Here is a 23,715-nt window from a genome sequence, read left to right as displayed (position 1 = left end):
CGGCATGAGCTGTCGACAGAGCGTAGGCCTTTGCCTGCTTTTTCACCCGTAGTAACGCTTGTCCGGACTGTCGCGACCGTTAGACCGTGGTGGATGGGGATCTGCCGGCGTCGAAGCGAGCCAGAAAGGACTGCCCACCGTTGCCACCGGGTTGAACAACCCGCGGCATCTGGTGGTGAACAACGGAAATCTGTATGTCGCCGAAGCAGGCAAGGGCGGCGCCGGACCGTGCCTCACCGGACCGGAGGGACCGGCGTGCTTCGGCACGAGCGGCTCAGTGGCCACTGTGGACCATGGCAAGGTGCGGCGTGCCTCACCGGACTACCGTCCGTTGCCGGACCCGACGGCTCCAGTGCCGGTGGCCCGGCGAGTGTCGCGTTTGTCGACGGCAACCTCGCGGTGCTCCTGCAGGACTTGAACATCGATCCGGTGACCGGCGCGAACCCGTTCGGTGACATCACGGCCTACCGAGGCGGGTTCTCGGTAACCGACGCGGCCGCGGATGACCTGCTGTACGTCGACAGGTGGGGACACATCAGTGTGCTGGCCGTATTCCCCGCGAAGATGGTGCTGGCACCGCCGCAGTTCCGTCTGCCGGCGGGCAGGAAGGTGCCGGTGCAGAGCGTGCCGACGTCGGTCGTGGTCGGCCCGGACGGCGCGCTGTACGTCTCCGAGTTGAGCATCATCCCGGGGTCCGCCCGGGTCTACCGGGTCGTTCCGGGCAAGGCGCCCAAGGTCTACGCGTCCGGGTTCACCGCCTTGACCGACCTCGCCTTCGACAGCCACGGCCGGCTTCTGACGTTGTTCTTTGCTCGCGAAAGCATCATCGGCCCGCCGTCACCCGGTGTGCTGACCCGCATCGAGCGCAGCGGTTCCCGCACTGTCCTGGCGTCCGACGGCCTGGAATCGGCCACCGGGATCGCCGTGTCCGGTGACGCGTCTACCTGTCCAACCACGGGACTTCGCTCGGTACCGGCGAAATCCTGAAGCTGCATCTGCGCCAGTGAAGAAAGGACTCGTGAGTGTTCCGGCCGCCTACTGTGTCCTGCGGGACACCCGCACCCGGGCGTGCCGGAACACTCACGAGCCACGCTGGGTCAGGATGGTTCAGCAGTCAGGATGGGGTCGGCTTCGGTGGCCGTTTCGCGCGCGGCGAGGCGTCGGATCACCAGTCCGCCCAGGATGGCGGCGACGGCACACGCCACCGCGGCGAGTACGAGTGCCGCGCGGCCGCCGAACTGCTCCGCGACCCACCCGGCGATCGGGCCGCCGATCGGGGTGGAGCCGAGGAAGGCGACAGCCCACAGCGCCATCACCCGGCCGCGCATGGTCGGCGAGGCCTCCAGCTGCAACGTGCTGTTGCCCTTGGACAGGAACCCGACGCTGACCGCGCCCACGGCGAACAGGGCGATCAGCTCCACCCACAGAACCGGTGCCACCGCCGCGAATCCGAGTGCGACGGTGAACATCATCGCGGAATTCACCAGTGCCCGCATGCCCGTCTTCCCCTTGGCCGCGATGTACAGCCCGCCGACGACGGCGCCGGCGCCCATCGCGGCCGTCATGAACCCGTAGACCTCCGGCTTCCCGCCGAACGCGTCCCGCGCGACGATCGGCAACACGACTTGGAACTCATACGCCAGGCAGCCGACGAGCGCCATCATCAGCAGCGGCACCAGCAGCGTGGGCGTCCGGCGTACGTACGCAACGCCTTCGCGGATCTGCCCTGGCGCGCGGGCGGTCTTCGGTGGCGGGCTCAACTTCGTGACGTCGAGGGTGAGCAACGACGTCACGACGGCGATGAAGCTGACGGCGTTCAGCAGGAAGCACACGCCCACGCCGCTGACCGCGATGATGATCCCGGCGACCGCGGGCCCGACCGCGCGCGCAGCGTTGACGAGCACGGAGTTGAGACTGATCGCGTTGCGGAGGTCGGTCGGGCCGACCATCTCCAGTACGAACGCCTGACGGGCTGGGTTCTCGAAGCAGTTGTTCAGCCCGAGCAGGAACGCCAGCACGAAAACGTGCCACAGCTTCACGGTGTGGGTCAGCGCGAGAACGCCCAACACCAGCGCCAGTACGCCCATCATCGACTGGAGCATGATCATCAGGCGGCGCTTGTCGACGCGGTCGGCCACGACTCCGCCGTACGGGCCGAGCAGCAGCACCGGCAGCGTCTGCGTCGCGACCACCGCGCCGAGCGCCGCGCCGGACCCGGTGAGCTGCAGCACCAGCCAGGACTGCGCGACAGTCTGCATCCAGGTGCCGACAAGTGAGATCGCCTGCCCGGTGAAGTAGCGGCGGTAGTTGCGGTTGGACAGCGACGCGAACGTCTGCCTGCCGAGCGTTCCGATTGCCGTCAAGAGCGGGTCCGTTCCGTGAGGCCGAGCGAGGGCTTCCGGCGCATGACGTCGGCGAGCGCTTCGAGAGCGGGGAGGCCGGTGAGCAGCTGGTCCGCGAGGCCGTCGGGCAGTTCGACAAGCCGCTCGGCGAACAGCTGCGTGCGCTCGGCGCGGAGGCGTTCCTGCAGCGCGGCGCCCTCGGGAGTGACCTCGACGAGCACCGCCCGGCCGTCACGTTCGTCCTGGACGCGCGTCAGCAGGCCCTCGGCCGTCATTTTGCCGACGATCCGCGACAGCATCGTCGGGTTGAGCCCTTCGACGTCGGCCAGCTCGCCCATGCCGATCGGGCCCTTCCTGGCGACCGTGCCGAGCACTGAAAGCCTCGTTCGGGAGAGCCCGTCGGCCGATACCTGCCGGTCGATCGACCTGGCGATCCGCGCGAGCGCGCTGCGCAGGCGAACGATGTCCTCATCGGCGAAGGGGTGGTCCATCACGTCTCCTAACTACTTGCCTGCCGATAAGCATATACTTTTCGGTAAATCATTGCCACTGTCGGGCCGGGGTTGGTCAACGTGAACGTCCAGGTCCGCTTTGCGTCCCGACGCACGCGGGTGACCAGGCGCGCCCTATCCTGGAGCCGTGAACTGGACAGTGGACGTTCCCGTCGACACGCTCCCCGAACTGCCGCCGCTTCCGCTCGAGCTTCGCGCCCGGCTGGATGACGCGCTCTCGCGTCCGGCCGCGCAGCAGCCCGAGTGGCCGGACCCGGCCCTGGCCAAGCGGGTACGCAGTGTGCTCGAGAGCGTGCCGCCGATCACCGTGCCAGCGGAGATCGACCGCCTGCGCGACAAGCTCGCCATGGTCGCCCGCGGTGAGGCGTTCCTGCTGCAGGGCGGTGACTGTGCCGAGACGTTCGAGTCGAACACCGAGCCGCACATCAGGGCCAACCTGCGCACGCTGCTGCAGATGGCCGTCGTGCTCACCTACGGCGCGAGCTTGCCGGTGGTGAAGGTCGCGCGGATCGCCGGGCAGTACGCGAAGCCGCGTTCGGGCAGCCTCGACGCGCTGGGCCTGCCGGTTTACCGCGGCGACATCATCAACTCGCTCATCGCGAAGCCCGAGCTGCGCGTGCCCGACCCGGGCCGCATGATCCGCGCGTATGCCAACGCGGGCGCGGCGATGAACCTGGTGCGCGCGCTGACCGGCGCCGGCATGGCCGACCTGCACCAGGTACATGACTGGAACAAGGACTTCGTCCTCACTTCGCCGGCGAGCGAGCGCTACGAGGCGCTGGCCGCGGAAATCGACCGCGGCCTGCGGTTCATGTCCGCCTGCGGGGTCACCGACGCCTCGCTCCAGTCGACCGAGATCTTCGCCAGCCACGAGGCGTTGCTGCTGGACTACGAGCGCGCCATGCTGCGGCTGGACAACGCCGACTCGGCGAACCCGAAGCTGTACAACCTGTCTTCGCACTTCCTCTGGGTAGGCGAGCGCACCCGCCAGCTGGACGGCGCGCACATCGCGTTCGCCGAGCTGCTGGCGAACCCGATCGGGTTGAAGATCGGCCCGACGACCACGCCGGAGCAGGCTCTCGAGTACGTCGAGCGCCTCGACCCGCGCAACGAGCCGGGCCGGCTGACGCTGATCTCGCGGATGGGCAACGGCAACGTCCGCGACGTGCTGCCCGCCATCGTCGAGAAGGTCGAAGCCTCCGGGCACAAGGTCGTCTGGCAGTGCGACCCGATGCACGGCAACACCCACGAGTCGTCCACCGGCTACAAGACCCGCTCGTTCGACCGGATCGTCGACGAGGTGCAGGGGTTCTTCGAGGTGCACCGCAAGCTGGGCTCGTACCCCGGCGGGGTGCACGTCGAGCTGACCGGCGAGGACGTCACCGAGTGCGTCGGCGGCGCCCAGGAGATCTCCGACCTGGACCTCGCGGGCCGCTACGAAACAGCGTGCGACCCGCGGCTGAACACCCAGCAGTCCCTCGAACTGGCCTTCCTGGTCGCCGAGATGCTCCGCAGCTAGTCCGAGAGGTCGCAGAGGGACGCGGTGGACTTCAGCACGGCGTCCCGGAGCGAGCCGATGTCCGGCACCGCGGCCCCGTTCGCTTGCAGTCCTATGTGGACGGAGTCGCGGTAGGTCACCACGGCGATGCCCAGCGCCTGGCGCGGTGCGAGCGGTACGAACGGGTACACCTCGCGCAGCGCGGCGCCGTCCAGCGTCAGCCCGACCCCGGGCACCGGCACGTTGGTGACGACCGTGTCGAACAGCAGCGGCGCCGCCTGGCCGGTCACCCGGCCGGCCAACCGGTGCACGGCAGGCGGGACCTTGTCCGCGAGCAGGGGGAACGCGCCGGGCCCGCGAGCGGGTCCGGCGGCCTTGTTGTGCGCCATCGTGCGCCGGATGAGCCGCAGGCGCCGGACCGGGTCGTCGATGCCGATGGGCAGGTCGCACAGGTAGCCGGACAGCTTGTTGCCGCCGTCCTCGCCCCGGCGCGCGCGGACGCTGACCGGGATCAACGCGCGCAGGCTGCGGCCGTCCGCGTGCAGGCCGCGGTTGATCAGCCAGTCGCGCAGCGCCCCGGTGAGTACGGCGAGCACGACGTCGTTCGTGGTGCCGCCGTGGGTTTTGCGGATCCGGCGGAGATCGCCCTGGTCCAGCCGGACGAAGCCCAGCGACCGCTCCATCGACGCGGGCGCGGACAGCGGCGAAATCGGGTACGGACGGCTGGCCCGCAGGATGGACGACGTGATCCCGGCGGCCTCACCGGCCTGTGCCCACGTCGCGCTCAGCGTGTCCTTCACCGTCTCGAAGGGTGAACGCACCGGCACCTCGGGGACGACCTTGGCGGCTCGTACCGGGATCGGCCGCCTGTCGAGCAGCCCGGACGCGATCGCGAACGCGCCGGCGCCGTCGGAGAGGGCGTGATGCAGCTTCAGCAGTACCGCGAATTCGTTGCCGGGTAAGCCGGTGACCAGGTGCAGGTCCCACAGCGGCCGGTTCCGGTTGAGCGGCTCGGCGATCCACCGCGACGCGTAGGCGGCGAGTGGATCCGGCTCGTAGAGGCCGCTCGCGTGGTGGAGGTGGATGTGACGCGACGCGTCGAAGTCCGGATCTTCCGCCCAGGTCGCCGCGCCCGGTGGGAAGAACGATGTCCGCGCGCGGAGGCGAAGTTTGGGGATCCGTGCGGCGCGCTCGGCGAGGAGCTTCGCGAGCTGCCGGGGATCAACCCGGCCTTCGGGGCGGAATATGACCACCGCGCCCATGTGCATCGGGGTGTTTTCGCCTTCCATGCAAAGGAAGGCGACATCGAGTCCGCTGAGCTGGCTGCCGGCCATCGTCGACCTTTCCGTGACTGGGTTTCGGGCGCGCACCTCAACGTGCAACACGATTACTACACCAGCCGGAAGTGACAAGCGAGTGGTCTCAATGTTTCGTTGACGCTAAGGACCACCGGGTTCACCCGTTAGGGCGTAACCCGGTGGCCGTCCGCGTTTTAGCTTATCTCGGAAGGAAAGCCCGGTAGTTCTGGGAGAATTCGTTGTTGTTGAACTTGTCCCAGTTGATCGACCACGTCATGAGACCGCGCAGGGCCGGGTACGTTCCGTGCGGTTTGTAGCTGCCGCAGTTCTGGCCCTTCATCAAGCAGTTCAACGACTGTTCGACGTCGGCGACCGCGGTGTACCCATTGCCCGCGGTGCTGCTTGCCGGCAGCCCGATCGCCACCTGGTCCGGCCGGAGCGCGGGGAACATGTTCGCCGTGTTGCCTTCGACCGGGAAGCCGCTGAGCAGCATGTCCGTCATCGCGGTGTGGAAGTCGGCGACTCCCATGGTGTGATATTGGTTGTCCAAGCCCATGATCGGGCCGGAGTTGTAGTCCTGGACGTGCAGCAGTGTCAGGTCGTTGCGCAGCGCGTAGATGACGGGCAGGAACGCGCCGGCGCGCGGGTCGGCCGTGCCGTTGGCCCCACTGCCGTAGAACTGGTAGCCCAATTGGACGAAGAACGTTTCCGGCGCCATCGTCAGCACGAAGTTCGCACCGTATTTCGCCTTGAGGGTTTTCAGTGCGGAGATGAGGTTGACGATCGACGGTGTCGTCGGTGCGCGGAAGTCACGGTCTCCGGTGTTGAGGGACAGTGAATTCCCTTCGAAGTCGACGTCCAGTCCGTCGAGTCCGTACCGGTCGATGATCGCGCTGACCGAACTGACGAAGGCATCACGCGCCGCTGTCGTGGTCAGTTGCACCTGGCCGTTTTGGCCGCCGATCGAAATGAGCACCTTTTTGCCCTGTGCCTGTTTCGCCTTGACGGCTGCGATGAAATCGGCCTGGCTTTCGACGGTCGGGCATTCGCTCACCGGGCAGAGCTGGAAGTTGACCTGGCCCGAAGTCGGCGATGTCGGCTCCGCGAACGCGAGGTCGATAACGTCCCAGGCGTCCGGTACGTCCTGCATGCGGATGTAGCCGGATCCGTTCGCGAAGCTCGAGTGCAGGTAGCCGACCAGCGCGTGCGTCGGCAGGGAGCCGTTCGACGGCGGGGTCGGCGTCGTGGGGGTGGTGGGCGTCGTCGGGGGCGGCGTGGTGGGCGAACTGGTCGGGGGCGGGGCGCCGCCGGGGCCGGTCAGCGTGACGTCGTCGGCGAAGTAGCCGGGCTGCCCGTACCAGCCGTGGAGGTAGACGCTGACGCTGGACGCGGAGGCGCCCGTGGTGAACGTGGTCGTCAGTTGGGTCCACGAGGTGGCCGCCGGTGTCCACGTGCTGACATCGCCCGCGGACGTTCCGCTGGCGCCCAGGTAGACGTAACTTCCCTGCACCCAGGCGGAAAGCGTGTACGAGGAATTCGGCTGAACGCTCACGCTCTGCGAGCACTGACCGGTGGCCGACGCGCTGGGCGTGGCGGACAGGGCGTGTGTGCCGGAGTGCACCGGCGTGGTCACCGTGGTTCCGGCGGCGCACGACCATCCCGTGGTCCCGGCCTCGAAGCCGGGGTTGGCGGCCAGGTTGGCCGCGGCCGAGGCGTTACCCGGCACCAGCACCAAACCGAGGACGGGGAGCGCGGCGGCCACCAGCCCGGCGAGTATCGAAGTCCGTCTGCGCATCAGGGCCGACCTCCAGGGAGTTCCCGTGGTACGAACCTGAATTGGACTAGACCACAACGCGGCCTGTCAAGGTCTGGACCATTTCGATACCGCTACCGCAGGCTGGCGTGGAGTTCCGGTGGGCCGCCCAGTGTGTACCGAAGCGAGAGTGGCGCGGTCCCGTCGATGTCGGTTACGCCGAGGTAGGCGCCCAGTTCGGCGCCGATCAGGGCCCGGCCCGAGTAGTCCATGAGGTCGTCAGCCGCGTAGAGGGCCGAGATCACGCGTCCGGTGAACTGCGGCGACTCACGTCGTGCCGTCGGCCGCTTTTCCGGCGGGAGCAAGGCGAGGTGCGCGCGGGCGCGCTCGGTGTCGAGGCCGCCCATCCAGATCGAAACGGCGGCCACGTTGTGCGGCCGGAGTTCCTTGGCCATGTCGGCGGCCATTTTGTCGGAGCCGGCCTTTTGCGCGCCGTAGGCGGGGCCTTGGTAGTGGGCCACCGAGCCATAGTGCCCGGTGTTGACGATCAGCCCGCGGCCGTTCGCGATCAGCAGGGGTGCGGCGTGGAAGCTCGCGACGTAGTGCGACCGGAGGCCGACGTTGATCAGGTCGGCCGTTTCGAGCGGCTTCTCCCAAAACCCGCCGGACTGCGTCGAGTTGACCAGCTTGGCCGCGTTGTTGACGAGGATGTCGAGCCGTCCGTGTTCGCGCTTGACCTGGGCGAACAGCTCCGCGACGGCTTCGTCGTCGGAATGGTCGACGGACACCGGGATGCCCTTGCCGCCGGCTTCGTCGATGAGGGCCGCCGTCTCGGCGATGGTGCCGCCGTAGGGCGAGTCGGTCGACTGCCTGCTGCGCCCGGTCACGTAGACGGTCGCGCCGGACGCGCCGAGCGCGAGGGCGATGCCCTTGCCCGCGCCCCGGGTCGCTCCGGTGACCACAGCAATCTCGCTCATACCGTCTCCTCATGTGTTAGATGCAAATCGAACACAATCGAGTGTACGATGACGGTCAAACACGTCAACCCGAGGGGGTTCGCCATCACCGAGCCAGCTACGCGCCGGGCCAGGAACCTGGTCCATGCCGACCCGGCGGAGGTCGCGCTGCAGGACGCCCTCGACGCCGTCGGCGACCCCGTACGCCGCTCGATCCTGCGCGAACTCTCCGCCGAACCCGACTTCACCCGCGCCTGCGGCACCTTCGACCTCCCAGTGTCGAAAGCCACCGCCAGCCACCACTTCACCGTCCTGCGCGCCGCCGGTCTCCTGGAACAGGTCGACAAGGGCTCGCGCCGCTTCAACCGCCTCCGCCGCGCCGAATTCGACGCCCGGTTCCCCGGCCTCCTGGCCCTTGTCCTTTCGGAGGGCACTGCGGGTTAGGTCAGTTTGGGAGACTGATGTCGCGGGTCGGTGTTTGTCTTTCGCTGACGGGAAAGTACGTGCCGTTCGGTAGTCAGGCGGCGCCGGTTTACTGCAGCAAGGACTGGGACGGCCGGGGTTCTCGAACGGATCCGAGGGCCGCTTCCACCAGGCAGGTGGTGCGGGGTCGGTTCGGTCGTGGGGTTGGTGGGGCAGTGGGTGCTGCTGTGGCGTTGAGGCTCGCGCGCGAGCGACTCGGGGGACGTTTAGTGCAAATCATTTGTATCGGGAGACCTTTCGTACACAAGGCAACTGGGCCGCCCGACCCCAGCAGTCACACCGACACCACCAGCCCCACGGACGCGGCTCTCTGATCCAGGCCATGTGCCCCAGCCGCCCCAGTCTCTGCTGCGGTAGACCGGAACCTCACACGACGTTCTCGCACACGGCCTGGAGCGTGCCGAACGTGGGACTCGCGCGTGCCGAGTGTGGGACTCGACGCCGCGAACGTGGGACTCGCGGCGGGGTCAGGAGTCGGGGCTGCCGAAGGGGGTCCAGTCTTCGGTGGCGTCTTTCGCGGGGCGGAGGACTCGACGCACGCTGAGGCTTTCGGGGGCTCGCTTGGGGAGGCCCGGCCAGACCTCCCGCGCTTCCACGGCGGCCGCGCGGATGGCGCCGCCGTCCAGTTCGGTGTACGTCTCGTCGATCTCCCGGTCCAGCCACCGTACGACCAGGCTCATCGGGCCTTCCGGCGGCAGCGGCCAGACGAACACCGTGTGCTGGAAATGGAACTGGCTGCCGCCGCCGCCGTCGGCGCGCAACACGGGGTGGTCGGGCTGCGTCGGCGACGGCATCGAAATCGTGTCCGAGCCCGCTCGGCTCCCGTCGGCGAACAGGACACCGATCAGCAGGCCTCGGCGATCGGGGACGCGGGTGTGGCCGACGAGCCCGTTGCGGGCGTCCTCGATGAGGTTGTCCAGCGCGTACACCGAGACGCGCAGGGTCATGGCCTCCGGCCACACGTCGATCCGCCGCAGCGCGACGATCGTCCGCTCGGACCGGCCCAGCGGCACTGACCACGGCAGGACGGCGGGCACGATGTACTCGTCGGGCGCATCGACCCACGGCCGCCCGCTGTAGCCGTAGAGCTCCTTGTCCGGGATCGGGAACACCGGACGCGGACGTGCCGACCGTTCCTCGAAGAAGTTCATCCCCGCCTCAGCAGGGAAGGACCGACGGACCGCCGGCGTCATTGAGCGCCACCATGCGCCTTACGTTACCGAACCTTGACCCGTTTCGGTCAACCTCCGAACACGTCCAGCTGAACCTTGCTGCCCTTGGGGACCTTTGTCCCCGGATCCGGCGACTGCTTGTACACGACGCTGAAGCCGCCGTGGTGCCCGCCACCACCGCCACCCCCACCGTTGTTGCCCTTGAAGTCGGCTTGGAGGCCGACCGCGGAGAGCGCGTTCTTGGCGTCGTCGATCGACATCCCGAACAGGCTGGGCACCTGGACCGCGTTCGACAGGTACACGCCGACCTTGTTGCTCCCGCCGGCCGCGGTCGCGTTCGCGGCGGGGGTGGTGCGGGTGACGCTGCCGGCGGCGACGTCCTGGGAGAACTCCTCGCCGGCCTGGTACGGCGCGAAGCCGGCCTGGGTGAGCATGGCGAATGCGTCGTCCTTGCTCTTGCCTGTCACGTCGGGCACGGGCGGCAGCGGGATCGCGCCCTTGGACAGCAGCACCGTGACCTGGCCGCCGATGTCGAGCAGCGTGCCCGCGGCGGGATTGATGCTGAGCACCATGCCCTCCGGCACGGTCGGGCTGTAGTCCGAGTTCGGGGTCACCACGGGGGTCAGCTGCTCGGCTTTGATCGCCTGCTGGGCCTGGTCCGGGGTCATGCCTGGAGTGATGTCGGGCACCCTCGGCTTACCGGAGGAGAGCACCACGGTGACCACCGCGCCCAGCTCCACCTGGCTGCCGGCGGCGGGGTCGGTCCGCAGGACACTGCCGACGGGCGCGGTGTTGCTCCGCTCCTGCCCCGTGTATTTCGGAGTGAGCTTCAGGTTGCGCAGCGACGTGCCCGCCGCGTCCTGCGTCTGCCCCACCAGCGAGGGAACCGCTACGCTAGTCGGGCGGTTGGGGGTGGATAGGAGCCAGGCGCCGGTGCCGATCAGGGCACCGAGCACGACCACGGCGACGATGGCCATCACCAGCGGGCGTTTGCTCCGACGGGCGGGGCGTTCAGGCGGCCGCGGGGCCGCGCGGTGCGTCGTGTTCGGCCCGGTCGGCGGCCCGGAGGGGAACTGACCGGTCGGCGGAGCGACCATCGGCGTCGGACGCTGGAGCGCCATGGTGCCGCGGGGGCCGGCAGGCGGCACAGCCGGCGCGACTGGTGGCGGCGACGCGATGTTGATCGTGGTGATGCCCGGCATGGTGCGTTCGACGTCGGAGACGCCGTCGCCGTCCGGTGGCGGCGGGACCGGCACGGCGACGAGCGGGATGTTCAGCTCCATGCGCACGCGGTTCAGCTCGGTCAGGAAAACACCCGCGTCGGCGGGCCGGGCTTCGGGATCGCGGCGGGTCGCCCGCACGATCAGGTCGTTCAGCGGCTGGGGGAGGTCCGGCCGGAGCAGGTTCGGCGGCGGGACGTCGTCGTTCACGTGCCGGTATGCCACCGAGATCGCGGTGTCGCCGACGTACGGTGCCTGGGCGGTGAGCATTTCGTACAGCAGGATGCCGGCGGAGTAGACGTCACCGCGTGACGTCGTCGCGCCGAGGGTGACCTGCTCGGGCGAGAGATAGGCGACGGTGCCCAGGATGACGCTGGAGCTGGTTGTCCCGGCGCTGGCGACGGCCCGTACGAGCCCGAAGTCGGCGACCTTCACCACGCCGCCGGCGCCGACCGTGCCGCCGCGGCCGATCAGGACGTTCTCGGGTTTGACGTCGCGGTGCACCAGCCCGGCACCGTGCGCGGCGGCCAGCGCCGACAGCACCGGCTCGGCCACGCTCAGCACCAGCGGGATGTCCAGCGGCCCCTGCTCGTCCATCAGGTCGCGCAGCGTGCCGCCGTCGACGAGCTCCATCACCAGGAAGGCGCGCGCGTTGTCGCCCTGGGTGTCGACGCCCTGGTCGTGCACGGCGACCACATGCGGGTGGTGCAGTCCGGCGGCGGAGCGGGCCTCGCGTTGGAAGCGCTCGACGAAGGAACGGTCGTCGGCGAACCGCGGGTCCATGATCTTGATCGCGACCTGCCTGTCCAGCCGCGTGTCCAGCCCTCGGTACACCGAAGACATCCCGCCGCGTGCGAGCAGCTGGTCAACCCGGTAGCGGCGCTCGAGAAGCGCGCCGACCAAACTGGTGTCCGTGCGTGTCACAACTGCCGATCGTACGGGCGGGCGAGGCGGGGCGGACGGGGAGTCCGGGTTTGGCGGCCTGGGACGTACAGGTTTCGTTACGCCATGGGAGCGAGGTTGCTGGGTGTAGGCGACGATGTGGCAGAGTGTCGACTGTGAGTGGGATTCCTGTCGCCGATGACGTGCTCGATGCCGATGTAGCCGTGCTCTCGCTCGACGAGACGGCCGCCGCCCTCGGGACGTCGTCCAGCAAAATTCGGCAGATGCTCCGCGACGGCGACCTGATCGCCGTCCGTCGCAAGGGGCAGCTGCTCGTACCCGCTCCCTTCCTGGTGAAGGACGGGATCGTCAAGGGGCTCTCCGGCACCATCACGGTGCTGTCGGACTCCGGGTACAGCCGCACCGAGATGCTGCGGTGGCTCTTCACCCCCGACGAGTCGCTGCCCGGGTCCACCCCGGTCAACGCCCTGCGGACGAGCCATCACACCGAGGTCAAGCGGCGCGCGCAGGCGATGGCCTTCTGACCCCGAGCCTGCCGAAAGCGGTGTAGGTCAGCGCGGCGAGCAGCTGCGCCCCGGCCGCCGCGAGCAAGCAAGCTGTCAGCGAGACCGTCGCGAGCGGTCCGGCGATCGCCGAACCCGCGGCGAACGCGGTGATCTTCACACTCGAACCCGTGGTGAAAATCTGAGCCCGCAGCCGGTCCGTGGCCTCCCGATGCCGCACCGCGAACAGGGCGGTGAGCTGAGGGCCTTCGCCGAACCCGGTCACCGCGGCCGCGAGCACCAGCCCGACGACGCCACCGGCCAGTGCCGCGAGGAGCGCGCCGGCGGCGAGCGCGCCAGTACTCGCCCAGACGATCGTGTCCGGGGTCATCGGCGGCCGGTACCGTGCCAAAACCGCGTTGGTGACCAGCGCCGCCGCGGCCGCCGCGGTCATCAGCAGCGTGCCCCGGCCGGCTCCGCCGAGTTCGTGCAGACCGAGCAGGGGGAAGCACACGACCGACATGCCGACGCCGACATAGGACACCATCGACGTCGCAGTGGCCCGCCTCAGCGGTCTGCTCGCCCAGATCCCGGCGAAACCCGCGGACAGTCGCCAGGATGACGTCGAGACCGCGCGTACGGGCAGGGACCAAGCCGCGGGCAGGGCAGCAGTGACCAGGAAGACCGCCACGGCCAGCGCGGCCGGCGCGCCCGCCACCGTGCTCAGCAGCCCGGCTACGCCTGGGCCCAGCAGGCTCGCGGTGCTGAAGGTCATTGCGTCGACGGCGTAGAGGCCCAAGGCGTACGCGAGCACGCGGCCTGGCCTGGGACTGTGGTCGAGGACCGCTCCGAGAGCGGGTCCGCCGAGGGCTGCTGACGCCGTCAGCCCCGCCAGCAGCCACGACGCGGTGCTCGCCGAACCGGTGATGGCTATGCCCAGCAGCAGGAGTGCGGGTCCGGACAGCTCGTCACCCGTTCTCGCGGCGGCGGCTCCGGCTAGATATCGGGAGAGCGGGTAACGCCTTCTCATAAATGAGACGTTACAGTGTGGACATGCCCGTCCCGCAAGAGGATTTTCGGCCCGGCCGCGCTGCCCGCGACGCCGCTCGGCGCGCGGCCGACCTGCTGGAGGTGCTGGAGGTCGACCGGCCCGACCTGGAGAAAGTCGCCGAAGTGCTGCGCGCGCATGGCGAAACCGACCTCGGCGATCTTTCCCGCGAGGCCGTCGATGAGATGCGCGAAGCAGCCGGCTTAGTGCGCGAAGTGTTCGCGGCGGTCGACGTCGATCAGGCGGCGGAGCTGCTCAACGGCTTGCTCGCCCGCCACGCGTTTCCGCCCAGGCTGACCACGCACGGCGGCAAGTTCGGCTGGCACCTGCACGTCGACAGCGAGGACGACGGTCCGTGGGGCACCTGGCTGGTCACGTCGTCCTGCCTGGCGCTCGCGGTGCTGCTGGCCGACCGCCAGACCCCGCCCGGCGGCGTGTGCGCGTCCCCGACCTGTGGGAAGGCGTTCGTCCACGCCGCCGGCGGGAGTCCTCAGCGCTACTGCTCACCACGCTGCGCGACGAGGGAGCGGGTGGCCGCTCATCGCCGTGCGCAGCGAGACCAGGACTCCTGAGTGTTCCGGCATGCCCGGGTGCGGGTGTCCCGCAGGGCACAGTAACGAGCCGGAACACTCACGAGTGCTGCTTGTCCCGCCAGGTGATCCAGCGCTTGAGCAGGTCCAGGTCGTAGTCGGGGCCGCTGGCGGCGACGGTGAACAGGCTGGCGCCGAGGTCGCGCAGCTCCCCGCCGACCTCCTCCGGCTCCTTGCTGACGGCGGTGGAGACCTCGATCTCCGCCGGATCGCGGCCGACGTCCTTGCAGTGCCCCGCGAGGACCTCCAGCTTGTGCTTGAGGACCTCCGCGTCACCGAAGCTGTGCCAGATGTCGGCGTGCTTGGCGACCAGCTTGAGGGTCTTCTTCTCGCCGCCACCGCCGATGAGCACCGGGATGTCGCGGACCGGCTGCGGATTCAGCTTGGCCAGCCGGGATTCGATGCGCGGCAGCGACTCGGCGAGACTGTTCAGCCGCCCACCTGCGGTGCCGAACTCGTAGCCGTACTCGTCGTAGTCCTTTTCGAACCAGCCGGAGCCGATGCCGAGGATGAGCCTGCCGTCGGAGATGTTGTCGACCGTGCGGGCCATGTCGGCGAGCAGTTCCGGGTTGCGATAGCTGTTGCACGTCACCAGCGCGCCGATTTCGACGCGGGAGGTGGATTCCGCCCAGGCGGCGAGCATGGTCCAGCACTCGTAGTGCAGGCCTTCCGCTTCGCCGTACAGCGGATAGAAGTGGTCCCAGTTGAACACGATGTCGACACCGAGGTCTTCGGCTTCCGACGCGGTGCGGCGGATGGTCTTGTAGTCGGCGTGCTGGGGCTGGATCTGCAGGCCGATCCGGACCGGCCTTTGTGCTGCTGTCGTCATGTTCGCAGGCTAGGCGCGACGCGTTGTCGTTGCCACGTGGAGCTACACCAGCTTCGTGCGGCGACAGCCAGCCGTCGTCCGTTTCCGATCGATACTCGGCGGTTCAGGATGTCGTAGCCGGCGTCGACGATCTCGTCCAGAATCGCTTCGTACAGCGTCAGCGCGGTGTGCACGCAAGGCTGGGATTCCCTGCGCAACAAGGGAATCCCTACCGCCGCGCGACGGTAGACGGCCCGGTTCCTCGACACCGCCCCGGCCAGCGCGCGCCGGATCCGCGGATCCGGGGTGTCCCGCAACCGTGACCATGACAACAGTTCACGGTCCACTCCGTACACAGCGAGTTCCTCGGCGGGCAGATAGACCCGCCCGCGGTCGAGGTCCTCGCCGACGTCGCGCAGGAAGTTGGTGAGCTGAAAGGCTTCGCCGAGTGCGGCGGCGCTGGGCGCAGCCTCCTCCCGTGGCACGACCGTGCCGAGGATCGGCAGCATCTGCAGGCCGATCACACACGCCGAGCCGTAGACGTACTCGCCGAGGTCGGCGTAGGTCGCGTACTCGGTCACGTGCAGATCCATACGCATCGAGTGCAGGAACGCGCCGAACAGCCCGCGGTCGATGTCGTAGCGGCGGGCCGTATCCGCGACGGCCGCCAGTACCGGGTCAACCGGCGCTTCGCCGTCCAACACCGCGTACAGCGATTCAGCCAGTGTCTTCAACGCGGCACTCGGATCGCTGCCGGGAGCGGGGTTGTCGACGACTTCGTCCGCCGCGCGAGCGAACCCGTACAACGCATGCGCGGCCGGCCTGACTCGAGGCGGCAGCAGCCGCGTCGCGAGGAAGAACGTGCGGCCGTGGTGCGCGTTGATCCGGCGGGACTCGGTGTACGCCGCGCGCATCGCCGGTTCGGAGATGCCGGCCGCGTCCAGCTCGCTCGTACTCATCAGACGCCGGTGACCCGCGCCGCGGCCAGCCGCCCGGAGATGACGACCGGCGGGATGCCGACACCCGGGGTGGTGCCGCAGCCGGCGAGTACCGCGTTTTCCAGGCCCAGCGGCATGTTCCGCGGCCGGAACGGCCCGGTCTGGGCGAAGGTGTGGGCCAGCGAGAACGGCGTGCCCGCGGCAAGTCCGCGAGCGGCCCAGTCGGCGGGGGTGACCACCTCGGTGACCTCGAACTCACGGTCGAAACCGGTGACCCCGCGCGCGGCCAGCGTGCCGAGCAGTTCGTCGCGGTAGGCGGGACCGACGCGGGCCCAGTCGATGCGTCCGCGGACGAGGTTCGGCGCCGGGGCCAGCACCGAGACGAGTTGGCGTCCGTCCGGGGCGAGCGCCGGGTCGGTCGCGGTGGGCCTGGTGACCAGCAGCGAGGGGTCGCTCATCAGCGCACCTTCCCGGATGAGCTCGGAGAACGTCTTTTCCCACGCGGCACCGAAGAAGATCGTGTGGTGGTCCAGTTGCGGCCACGTCGTCGCGGTGTGGCCGTGCACCACGACGGCTGACGGCGAGTAGCGCAGCGGAAGCAGACGTCGTGGCTTCGCGCCGAGCAACCGGTACGCGCTGCTCAACTCCGTCGCGAGCACGACGGCGTCGCACTCGATGCGTTCACCGGTGCGAGTGCGTACGGCCCGGACACGCGAGTTCACGCGCTCCAGCCAGGCCGCGTCGGTCTTGAACCGCACGTCGGCACCCGCGCGCCCAGCGGCTTCGGCCATCGTCTCGGCGATCCGGCCCATCCCGCCCGCCGGGTAGTACACGCCGCCGACGGTGTCCATGTACGAGATGACGCCGTAAGCGCCGATCGCCCGCATCGGATCGAGTCCCGCGTACAGCGCTTGGAACGAGAAGAGCCTTCGCACGCGCTCGTCATGCAGGAAACGCCCGACGCGCGGACCGAGTCTGCCGAACCCGCCAAGCGCGAGGAGTTTCCCCAGCTCCGGGCGTACCAAATCCAGAGGCGAGTCGAAGTTGCCGCCGATGAAGTGGTCCTTTTGCGCGGCGTACAACTCGGTCAGCCAGGCACGAAGCCTGCGGTAACCGTCCGCTTCGCGCGCTCCCGCCTTCTCGTGGATCTCGGCTTCCATGGCGGCTGCGTCCGTGTGTACGGCGATCGTGCTGCCGTCGGCGAAGTGTGCGCGGTAGGCGGGGTCTAGCCGGGTGAGCGTGAGATTGCCGGCCAGGGTCTCGCCGACGGCGGCGAACGCTTCGTCGAGCAGCTCCGGCATGGTGAGCACGCTGGCCCCGGTGTCGACGGTGTACCCGTCGGACGTGCGTTGCCCGACCCGGCCGCCCGGTCGTTCGTCCTGCTCCAGCAGCGTGACGCCGCGCCCGGCACCGAGCAGGTGCAGCGTCGCGGAAAGCCCGGCGAGCCCGGCGCCGATCACCACGACGTGGTCGGTGCGCCCGGTGACCGTCCGCACTAGGACGCCCGCTTGGTGGCCTTGACCACCAGCTCGGTGAGTCGGGCGGGCGCGGGATCGGCCAGGTGGGCCCGGTCGAGCGCGGCCATCGCGGTGTGGGTCAGCTCGTCGATGCGCCGCTCGACGGCGTCCGGTGCGCCGACCTCGGTCAGCGCCTCGCGGACCAGTTCGACGGCCTGATCGGACAGGTCGGCCTTTCCGATCGCGTCCGCGATGACCCCGGCCGCGGCGGACTTGCCCTGTTCGGCGCCCAGCTCTAGGCCGAGCGCGACCAGCAGCGTCCGCTTGCCTTCGCGGAGGTCGTCACCCGCGGGTTTGCCGGTCACCGACGGGTCCCCGAAGACGCCGAGCAGGTCGTCCCGCAGCTGGAACGCGACGCCGAGATCGCCGCCGAACTCGAGGAGCGTCGCGATCAGCTCGTCTTCGGCGCCGGCCAGCGAAGCGCCGAGGTGCAGCGGCCGCTGCACGGTGTACGCGGCGGTCTTGAGCATGTCGATGCGCAGCGCGGCCTCGACGGACGCGTCGCCGGTGGCCTGCGTGCGTACGTCCAGGTACTGCCCGGCGAGGACCTCCGTCCGCATGGCGCGCCACGCCGGGCGCGCGGCGGCCATCGCCGCGGCAGGGAGGGCTGCGTCGGCGAACATGTCGTCCGCCCAGGCCAGCGCGAGGTCGCCGATCAGCACGGCACTGGCCAGGCCGAACGTCGAGGGCAGGCCCAGCCAGCCCTGGTCGGCGTGCTGCTTGGCGAACGCGATGTGCACGGTGGGGGAGCCGCGGCGCGAGTCCGAAGAGTCGATGAGGTCGTCGTGGATCAGCGCGCAGGCCTGGATCAGCTCCAGGCTCGCGGCGGCCTGGAGGACGCCTTCCGCGTCGGGACCCGAGGGATCGCCGCCCGCGCCGCGCCAGCCCCACCACGCGAAAGTGGGTCGCAAGCGCTTGCCACCGCCGAGCACGAACTCGCCCAGCGCGTCGATCCCTGGCCGGACGCTGGGCTCGGTGCGGCAGATCTCCTCGCCCGCGCGGCCGAGGAACTCGGCAAGTGCCCGCTCGACGTTCGCCGGGAGGTCTTCGTCGTAGCCGGGCGCGCTCATGGTCCTATCCTGCGGGAACCGCGCCGGGCGTACGTCGCGGGGTGGCCAAGATGTGGCGGACCGCTCAGCGTTAGCGGAGTCCGTTGCGATTGATCACGGCCGAGGCGATGGCCAGCGCGCAGCCCATCGCGAAGATGGCGGGGAGCCACCAGACGCTGCCGTTGGCGAGGTTCCACACCAGCCCGGCGGCCATCAGGATGGCCACGAGGATGTTGCGGACCTGCAGCGGTGTCGGCTTCCACCGCGGCTTCGCGGCCGGTTGCTGGGCTGGCTTCGACACTGGCTTGGGCATGCCCGGCAGCCTACGAGCCCCAGAACGGCCCGGTCAGCCCGGCTCCGGCGAAGTAGTCGGACGCGGTTTTCGGGTCCCGGCGCCGGTAGCCGCGGTCGAGGCGGCCTTCGTACCAGCGGGAGGCGAGGTTCCACAGCGTCGTCAGGTCCATCACGTGGCCCTTGTCGCCGCCGGTCTCGGCCAGCCAGGCCTCCACACAGGCTTCGCCGCAGAAGATCCGCTGGTTGGCGCACGTGTGCACGACGTCATCCCACATGTGCCCGACGGGCACGAGGAAGTGCGCCACCTGGTCACCGGCCGGCGGGGCCTCGCGGTTGACGACGATCGCGTGGGGCTCCGCGCAGCCGGGGCAACGGGTGGAGACGAGCACCTCCGGCTCGGCGGGCACCAGGTGCGGCAGCGCGAACGAGTCCCACGCGCAGCCTCCCCACCACAGCGTCTTCGCGCCCATCACGGAGAAACCGAGCGGAATGGACGCGAACGGATGAGCCAGCACGATGTGTTCGCACTCGTCCAGCACCAGGTGGTGGTCCTCGGCCAGCCGGTGCAGTGAGATCTTGGCCACCGCCAGCGAACCGCCGGCGGCTTGGGCCAGCTCGGCGCAGGAAGGCGCTCTGCCGTAGGTGGCGAACGCACGGAAGACCGCGACCCGCACCTCCTCGTCCGTCCGCGGGTCGACGCCTGCCACGTGCTGGGCAATTGTGCTGGTCATAGCCTCACCCTCCGGTCTGAGCCGGTTCCGCGCAATTCGAGGTCGCGGGAGCGGTACTGCCACACCGCGGTCCAGGCGGGCTTGACTGCCGGATCGCGAGAGCGCCTCTCATACTACGGACAATTCCCGATAATATGGGCGCCATGACTTCGGTGGTCGAACGGTTGCAAGGAGACACCCCGGTGTTCTCCATCGAGTTCTTTCCCCCCAAGGACGTGGCGGACGAAGCCATCCTTTGGCGCGCCATCCGCGAACTGGAGCCCTACGACCCGGCGTACATGTCGATCACCTACGGCGCGGGCGGGTCCAGCCGCGAGGGCACCATCCGCAGTATCGCCAGGGTCGCCACCGAGACCACGCTCGTGCCGATGGCCCACCTGACCGCGGTCAACCACTCCGTCGCCGAGCTCCGCAACGTCATCGGCTGGTACGCCGCGGTCGGCGTGCGCAATATCCTCGCGCTGCGCGGGGACCCTCCCGGCGACCCGTACGGCGAGTGGATTCCGCACCCGGAGGGCCTTTGCTACGCCGAGGAGCTCGTTGAGCTGGTGCGTTCGCTCGGCGACTTCTGTGTCGGCGTCTCCGCGTCCCCGTACGGCCACCCGCGTTCGCCCGACCTCGACAGCGACACGAAGTACCTGGTGCGCAAGCTCAAAGCCGGTGCGGACTTCGCCATCGCCCAACTGTTCTTCGAGCCCGAGATCTTCCTTCGTCTGCGCGATCGGGTGGCGGCCGCCGGCTGTGACGCGCTGGTGCTGCCCGGCATCATGCCGCTGACGACGTTGCGCACCCTGCAGACGACCGTGAAGCTGTCAGGCGCGCCCGCGCCGAAGATCCTGCTGGACCGGCTCGAGCCGCTCGCCGACGACCCGAAGGCGTTCCGGGCGGAGGGCATCGACGTCGTCACCGAGCTGTGCGAGCGGCTCATCGCCGAGGGCGTGCCGGACCTGCACTTCTATACGTTCAACCGGTCCAAGGCGACCAGCGAAGTCGTCGGCAGGCTCGGCCTGGTGCCCGCCAGGGCGTAAATCCGACTGCCGCCATTACGGGTGGCCCGGTACGGTGCCGGAATGGCTTCCCCTCACCCAGGCGTGCACCAGATCTGTGATCGTTTTGTCGACGAGTACGCGGCGGCGGACCCCGTCACGGCGACGCTCTTGGGCATCACCGGATACGACGACCAGCTGCCCGACTACACACCGGAGGGGTACGCGGCCAGGGCATCGCTATCCGCACGCGCGCTCGCCGACGTCGAAGCGGCCGAACCGGTAGACGACTCCGAGCGTGCCGCGAAGGCGCTGTTCGGCGAGCGGATCGGCCTCGAACTGGAGATCCACCGGGCCGGACTGGACATCGCGGCGCTCAACGTGATCGCGTGCCCGGTCCAGGACGTGCGCGTGGTCTTCGACCTGATGCCGGCCGAAACTCCCGAGGACTGGGCGGTCATCGCGGCTCGGCTCACCAAGGTGCCTCGCGCGCTCGACGGCATCCGGGCTTCGCTGCTGCGAGCGGCTGACGAGGGCCACGTCTCGGCGTTGCGTCAGGTCTCCAAGGTCGCCGGGCAGGCCGAAACCTGGGCCGGGCTGGGCAGTGAGCCCGGCTTCTTCACCACGTTCGTTGCAGGCGCGAAAGACCTGTCCGAGGCGCAGCGCGCCGAACTCGACAAGGCTGCCCGCGCGGCGCAAGAGGCCTACGCCGAGCTCGCCGGGTTCCTGCGCGCGGAGCTGGCCCCGAAGGCGCCGACGAAGGACGCCGTCGGCGAAGACGCCTACCGGCTCTGGTCGCGGTACTTCACCGGCGCGGCGTTGGACCTGCAAGAAGCCTACGAGTGGGGCTGGGCGGAGTTCGCGCGCATCGAGGCGGAGATGTTCGCCGTTGCCGAGCGCATCAAGCCCGGAGCCACGCTCGCCGAAGCCGCCGAAGTGCTCGACGCCGACGAGCGATACCGCGTCAACGGCCGCGTCGCGTTCGAAAAGTGGATGCAGGACCTCTCCGATGACGCGCTGAAGTCCTTGCGCGGCAAGCATTTCGACATCCCCGACGCGCTCATGGCGCTCGAGTGCAAGATCGCGCCGCCCGGTGGCGGGATCGGCGCCTACTACACCGGCCCCAGCGAGGACTTCAGCCGCCCGGGCCGCATGTGGTGGTCGGTCCCGGCCGACAAGGAGGAGTTCATCACCTGGCGCGAGGTCAGCACCGTCTACCACGAGGGCGTCCCGGGTCACCACCTGCAGATCGCCACCGCGGTAGCCCAGGCGGCGTCGCTGAACAAGTACCAGCGGGTGATGTCGTTCGTCTCGGGCCACGGCGAGGGCTGGGCGCTCTACGCCGAGCGGCTGATGAAGGACCTCGGGTACCTCAGCGACGATGGCAACCTGCTCGGCATGCTCTCCGAGCAGCTGTTCCGCACCGCCAGGGTGGTCGTCGACCTCGGCATGCACCTCGAGCTGGAGATCCCGGCCGGCACCGGCTTCCACGAGGGCGAGCGCTGGACCCCGGAGCTGGGCCTGGAGTTCCTGCTCACCCGGACGATCACCGACGCCGCTCACGTCTACGACGAGATCGACCGCTACCTCGGCTGGCCGGGCCAGGCACCCGCGTACAAACTCGGCGAGCGGCTGTGGCTGAGCGCCCGCGAGGAAGTGCGTCAACGGCAGGGGGATTCCTTCGACATCAAGGACTTCCACACCCGCGCGCTCCAACTCGGCGGCATGGGCCTGGACACCCTCCGCGACCAGCTCTCCCGGCTGTCCTGACCCGGTTTTGACGTTCCCTCGGGGCCACCCCTGTGGCGTTGAACGCCATCAGGGTGGCCCCGAGGGGTCTTCGGCGTACGACATGCAGGGCGGGGACGTCGTGTCGGGTTCCGGTCTACAGCAGCAGGGACTGGGGCAGCAGCATCCTCTGCCCCATCAGCCCCGCGACCCCCGAGGGGGCCGGCGGCTCAGCTCAGCGGCAGGGGGCGGCCCAGGATGGCGAAGGGGCGCGGGTCGCCGGCGAAGTGGTAGTGCCGCAGGACGTCGACGAACCCGATCCGGCGGTACAGCTTCCACGCGCGGCTCGGGCCCTCGGGGGTGGACAGCAGCACGTTCGCGTTCGGTACGCCGTCGAGGAGCCGCCGCAGCAGGTCCTCCCCGATCTGGTTGCCCTGGTTCTCCGGGCGCACGTGGATCTCGGTCAGCTCGAAGTAGTCACCCAGCCAGCCCTCGACCTCCTGCTCACCGGCCTGCCTGGCCAGCCCGCGACGCACCTGCTCGTGCCACCACTGGCCTGCTCGCCCGCGGTAGCCGTAGGCGAGCCCGAGCATGACCCCTTCGGCGTTCAGTGCCGCTACGCAGCGCCAGCCGTCACGCAGGGCGTGGGTCAGCCACATGGGGGCGCGCTGCTCCGCGGTCCCCTCGGGATAGCGCATGGCGCTGACGTAGAGCGTCAGCGCCTCGGGCAGTCGTAGTCGGAACTCTTCCGCCGAGAGCTCGACGTAACGGGTGCAACTGGAGGACATCGCGGTCACGGGTGAATATCCTGCCCGGCTGCCGCCAGGTCCGCTGCTTTGCCCCCGGTGAGGGTGACGAGTTCACCGAACGTGGTCGGGAACACGGACTTGGCGTGACCGGCCGCGGCCCAGACGACGTCGTACTCCCGCAACGCCGTGTCGACCAGCGTGAGCAGCGGCTCCGGGTGGCCGATCGGCGCGACTCCGCCGATCACCTGGCCGGTGTGCTCCTTCACGAACGCGGGGTTCGCCTTGCCGACCGAAACCGCGCCGACGAGCGCGGCGAGGGCTCCGGTGTCCGCGCGGTGCGCGCCGGAGGTCAGTGCCAGCAGCGGCACCACGCGGTCCCCGAAGTCCGCGCTGAAGACGAGGCTGTTCGCGATCGCACCGACGGCTGCGCCGAGCGCTTCGGCTGCCTGCGCGGCGGTGCGGACCTCGGCGGGCAGGATGCGGATCCCCTTCGCGGCGTCGTGCTGCCCGGCTTCGGTGAGCGCGGTGGCGACCCTGGTAACGGATGGGTGGTCGAGCGTGTTCATACCGGACATGAGATCACGGACGCCGCCCCGGCGGTGACGCCGTATCCCAGCTCACTTTTCACCAGGTTGAGAAAACTGCCTGGTTGGGGTTA

General features: G+C 69.3%; 23 protein-coding genes. 7 read left to right on the top strand and 16 right to left on the bottom strand.

All coding sequences use genetic code 11. The features are described 5' to 3' along the window. Positions 1–255 precede the first annotated feature (255 nt). The gene (locus JWQ81_RS07815) at positions 256–987 is read left to right on the top strand and encodes a ScyD/ScyE family protein (protein WP_297539082.1); all 732 of its coding nucleotides are present in this window, start codon (positions 256–258) and stop codon (positions 985–987) included. A gap of 110 nt (positions 988–1,097) precedes the next feature. On the opposite strand, the gene JWQ81_RS07810 is transcribed toward JWQ81_RS07815, so the two are convergent. Together JWQ81_RS07810 and JWQ81_RS07805 are read right to left on the bottom strand one after the other, a co-directional pair. Further along, the gene (locus JWQ81_RS07810) at positions 1,098–2,363 is read right to left on the bottom strand and encodes an MFS transporter (protein WP_297539080.1); all 1,266 of its coding nucleotides are present in this window, start codon (positions 2,361–2,363) and stop codon (positions 1,098–1,100) included. Then, positions 2,360–2,833, bottom strand: a complete 474-nt coding sequence (locus JWQ81_RS07805) for a MarR family transcriptional regulator (RefSeq protein ID WP_297539078.1) — start codon at positions 2,831–2,833, stop codon at positions 2,360–2,362. The genes JWQ81_RS07810 and JWQ81_RS07805 overlap by 4 nt, the downstream gene beginning before the upstream one ends. A gap of 148 nt (positions 2,834–2,981) precedes the next feature. Between JWQ81_RS07805 and JWQ81_RS07800 the strand changes: the two genes are divergently transcribed. Then, the gene (locus tag JWQ81_RS07800) at positions 2,982–4,373 is read left to right on the top strand and encodes a class II 3-deoxy-7-phosphoheptulonate synthase (RefSeq protein ID WP_297539076.1); all 1,392 of its coding nucleotides are present in this window, start codon (positions 2,982–2,984) and stop codon (positions 4,371–4,373) included. Here the strand turns inward: JWQ81_RS07800 and JWQ81_RS07795 are convergent. From JWQ81_RS07795 to JWQ81_RS07785, 3 genes are all read right to left on the bottom strand, one after another. Beyond that, a complete protein-coding gene (locus JWQ81_RS07795; RefSeq protein WP_297539074.1) occupies positions 4,370–5,686 on the bottom strand; it encodes a wax ester/triacylglycerol synthase family O-acyltransferase in 1,317 nt (438 codons plus the stop codon). The genes JWQ81_RS07800 and JWQ81_RS07795 overlap by 4 nt on opposite strands. 163 nt (positions 5,687–5,849) lie before the next feature. After that, positions 5,850–7,445 carry a glycosyl hydrolase family 18 protein gene (locus tag JWQ81_RS07790; RefSeq protein WP_297539072.1) on the bottom strand — a complete coding sequence of 532 codons (1,596 nt, stop codon included), beginning with the start codon at positions 7,443–7,445 and terminating at the stop codon, positions 5,850–5,852. A gap of 92 nt (positions 7,446–7,537) precedes the next feature. After that, entirely contained in the window at positions 7,538–8,380 is an 843-nt protein-coding gene (locus JWQ81_RS07785) for an SDR family NAD(P)-dependent oxidoreductase (protein WP_297539070.1), read from the bottom strand. Positions 8,381–8,428: 48 nt separating this feature from the next. On the opposite strand from JWQ81_RS07785, the gene JWQ81_RS07780 reads away from it, so the two are divergent. Further along, the gene (locus tag JWQ81_RS07780) at positions 8,429–8,803 is read left to right on the top strand and encodes a helix-turn-helix domain-containing protein (protein WP_297539068.1); all 375 of its coding nucleotides are present in this window, start codon (positions 8,429–8,431) and stop codon (positions 8,801–8,803) included. A gap of 506 nt (positions 8,804–9,309) precedes the next feature. On the opposite strand, the gene JWQ81_RS07775 is transcribed toward JWQ81_RS07780, so the two are convergent. Both JWQ81_RS07775 and JWQ81_RS07770 read right to left on the bottom strand, forming a co-directional pair. Next, a complete protein-coding gene (locus tag JWQ81_RS07775) occupies positions 9,310–10,035 on the bottom strand; it encodes a hypothetical protein (RefSeq protein ID WP_366942269.1) in 726 nt (241 codons plus the stop codon). Between the two features lie 47 nt (positions 10,036–10,082). Beyond that, positions 10,083–12,158, bottom strand: coding sequence for a Stk1 family PASTA domain-containing Ser/Thr kinase (locus tag JWQ81_RS07770; RefSeq protein ID WP_297539066.1), 2,076 nt, complete (start codon positions 12,156–12,158; stop codon positions 10,083–10,085). A 134-nt stretch (positions 12,159–12,292) separates the two neighbouring features. On the opposite strand from JWQ81_RS07770, the gene JWQ81_RS07765 reads away from it, so the two are divergent. Beyond that, positions 12,293–12,661 (top strand): Rv2175c family DNA-binding protein, encoded by a 369-nt coding sequence (locus tag JWQ81_RS07765; RefSeq protein ID WP_297539064.1) that lies wholly within the window; start codon positions 12,293–12,295, stop codon positions 12,659–12,661. Here JWQ81_RS07765 and JWQ81_RS07760 read toward each other — a convergent pair. Next, positions 12,630–13,649: an MFS transporter gene (locus tag JWQ81_RS07760; protein WP_297539062.1), complete on the bottom strand. Its 1,020-nt coding sequence runs from the start codon at positions 13,647–13,649 to the stop codon at positions 12,630–12,632. The two genes, JWQ81_RS07765 and JWQ81_RS07760, sit on opposite strands and share 32 nt — an antisense overlap. A 23-nt stretch (positions 13,650–13,672) precedes the next feature. Between JWQ81_RS07760 and JWQ81_RS07755 the strand changes: the two genes are divergently transcribed. Continuing rightward, the gene (locus JWQ81_RS07755; protein ID WP_297539060.1) at positions 13,673–14,239 is read left to right on the top strand and encodes a CGNR zinc finger domain-containing protein; all 567 of its coding nucleotides are present in this window, start codon (positions 13,673–13,675) and stop codon (positions 14,237–14,239) included. 58 nt (positions 14,240–14,297) lie between these two features. On the opposite strand, the gene JWQ81_RS07750 is transcribed toward JWQ81_RS07755, so the two are convergent. From JWQ81_RS07750 to merB, 6 genes are all read right to left on the bottom strand, one after another. Then, positions 14,298–15,086 carry an LLM class F420-dependent oxidoreductase gene (locus JWQ81_RS07750; protein WP_297539058.1) on the bottom strand — a complete coding sequence of 263 codons (789 nt, stop codon included), beginning with the start codon at positions 15,084–15,086 and terminating at the stop codon, positions 14,298–14,300. After that, a complete protein-coding gene (locus tag JWQ81_RS07745) occupies positions 15,083–16,024 on the bottom strand; it encodes a phytoene/squalene synthase family protein (RefSeq protein ID WP_297539056.1) in 942 nt (313 codons plus the stop codon). The genes JWQ81_RS07750 and JWQ81_RS07745 overlap by 4 nt, the downstream gene beginning before the upstream one ends. Continuing rightward, positions 16,024–17,499, bottom strand: coding sequence for a phytoene desaturase family protein (gene crtI, locus JWQ81_RS07740; protein ID WP_297539054.1), 1,476 nt, complete (start codon positions 17,497–17,499; stop codon positions 16,024–16,026). The genes JWQ81_RS07745 and crtI overlap by 1 nt, the downstream gene beginning before the upstream one ends. Continuing rightward, on the bottom strand, positions 17,499–18,590 hold the full coding sequence (locus JWQ81_RS07735) for a polyprenyl synthetase family protein (RefSeq protein WP_297539052.1): 1,092 nt from the start codon (positions 18,588–18,590) through the stop codon (positions 17,499–17,501). The genes crtI and JWQ81_RS07735 overlap by 1 nt, the downstream gene beginning before the upstream one ends. A 70-nt stretch (positions 18,591–18,660) precedes the next feature. Further along, on the bottom strand, positions 18,661–18,882 hold the full coding sequence (locus tag JWQ81_RS07730; RefSeq protein ID WP_366942268.1) for a hypothetical protein: 222 nt from the start codon (positions 18,880–18,882) through the stop codon (positions 18,661–18,663). Between the two features lie 10 nt (positions 18,883–18,892). Continuing rightward, positions 18,893–19,594, bottom strand: coding sequence for an organomercurial lyase (gene merB / locus JWQ81_RS07725; protein ID WP_297539050.1), 702 nt, complete (start codon positions 19,592–19,594; stop codon positions 18,893–18,895). Between the two features lie 143 nt (positions 19,595–19,737). Here merB and JWQ81_RS07720 point away from each other — a divergent pair, with 143 nt between their 5' ends. Together JWQ81_RS07720 and JWQ81_RS07715 are read left to right on the top strand one after the other, a co-directional pair. Then, positions 19,738–20,622, top strand: coding sequence for a methylenetetrahydrofolate reductase (locus tag JWQ81_RS07720; RefSeq protein WP_297539048.1), 885 nt, complete (start codon positions 19,738–19,740; stop codon positions 20,620–20,622). 42 nt (positions 20,623–20,664) lie between these two features. Continuing rightward, on the top strand, positions 20,665–22,350 hold the full coding sequence (locus tag JWQ81_RS07715; protein ID WP_297539046.1) for a DUF885 domain-containing protein: 1,686 nt from the start codon (positions 20,665–20,667) through the stop codon (positions 22,348–22,350). A gap of 188 nt (positions 22,351–22,538) precedes the next feature. Here the strand turns inward: JWQ81_RS07715 and JWQ81_RS07710 are convergent, their stop codons facing one another. Continuing rightward, the gene (locus JWQ81_RS07710; protein ID WP_297539044.1) at positions 22,539–23,105 is read right to left on the bottom strand and encodes a GNAT family N-acetyltransferase; all 567 of its coding nucleotides are present in this window, start codon (positions 23,103–23,105) and stop codon (positions 22,539–22,541) included. Beyond that, entirely contained in the window at positions 23,102–23,623 is a 522-nt protein-coding gene (locus JWQ81_RS07705) for a YbaK/EbsC family protein (protein ID WP_297539042.1), read from the bottom strand. Before JWQ81_RS07705 ends, JWQ81_RS07710 begins: the two co-directional genes overlap by 4 nt. Positions 23,624–23,715 lie beyond the last annotated feature (92 nt).

The organism is Amycolatopsis sp. (assembly GCF_025464955.1).
GTDB lineage: Bacteria > Actinomycetota > Actinomycetes > Mycobacteriales > Pseudonocardiaceae > Amycolatopsis.
Note: the sequence above shows the minus strand (reverse complement) of the source record. Positions and strands in the feature narration are given on the sequence as shown.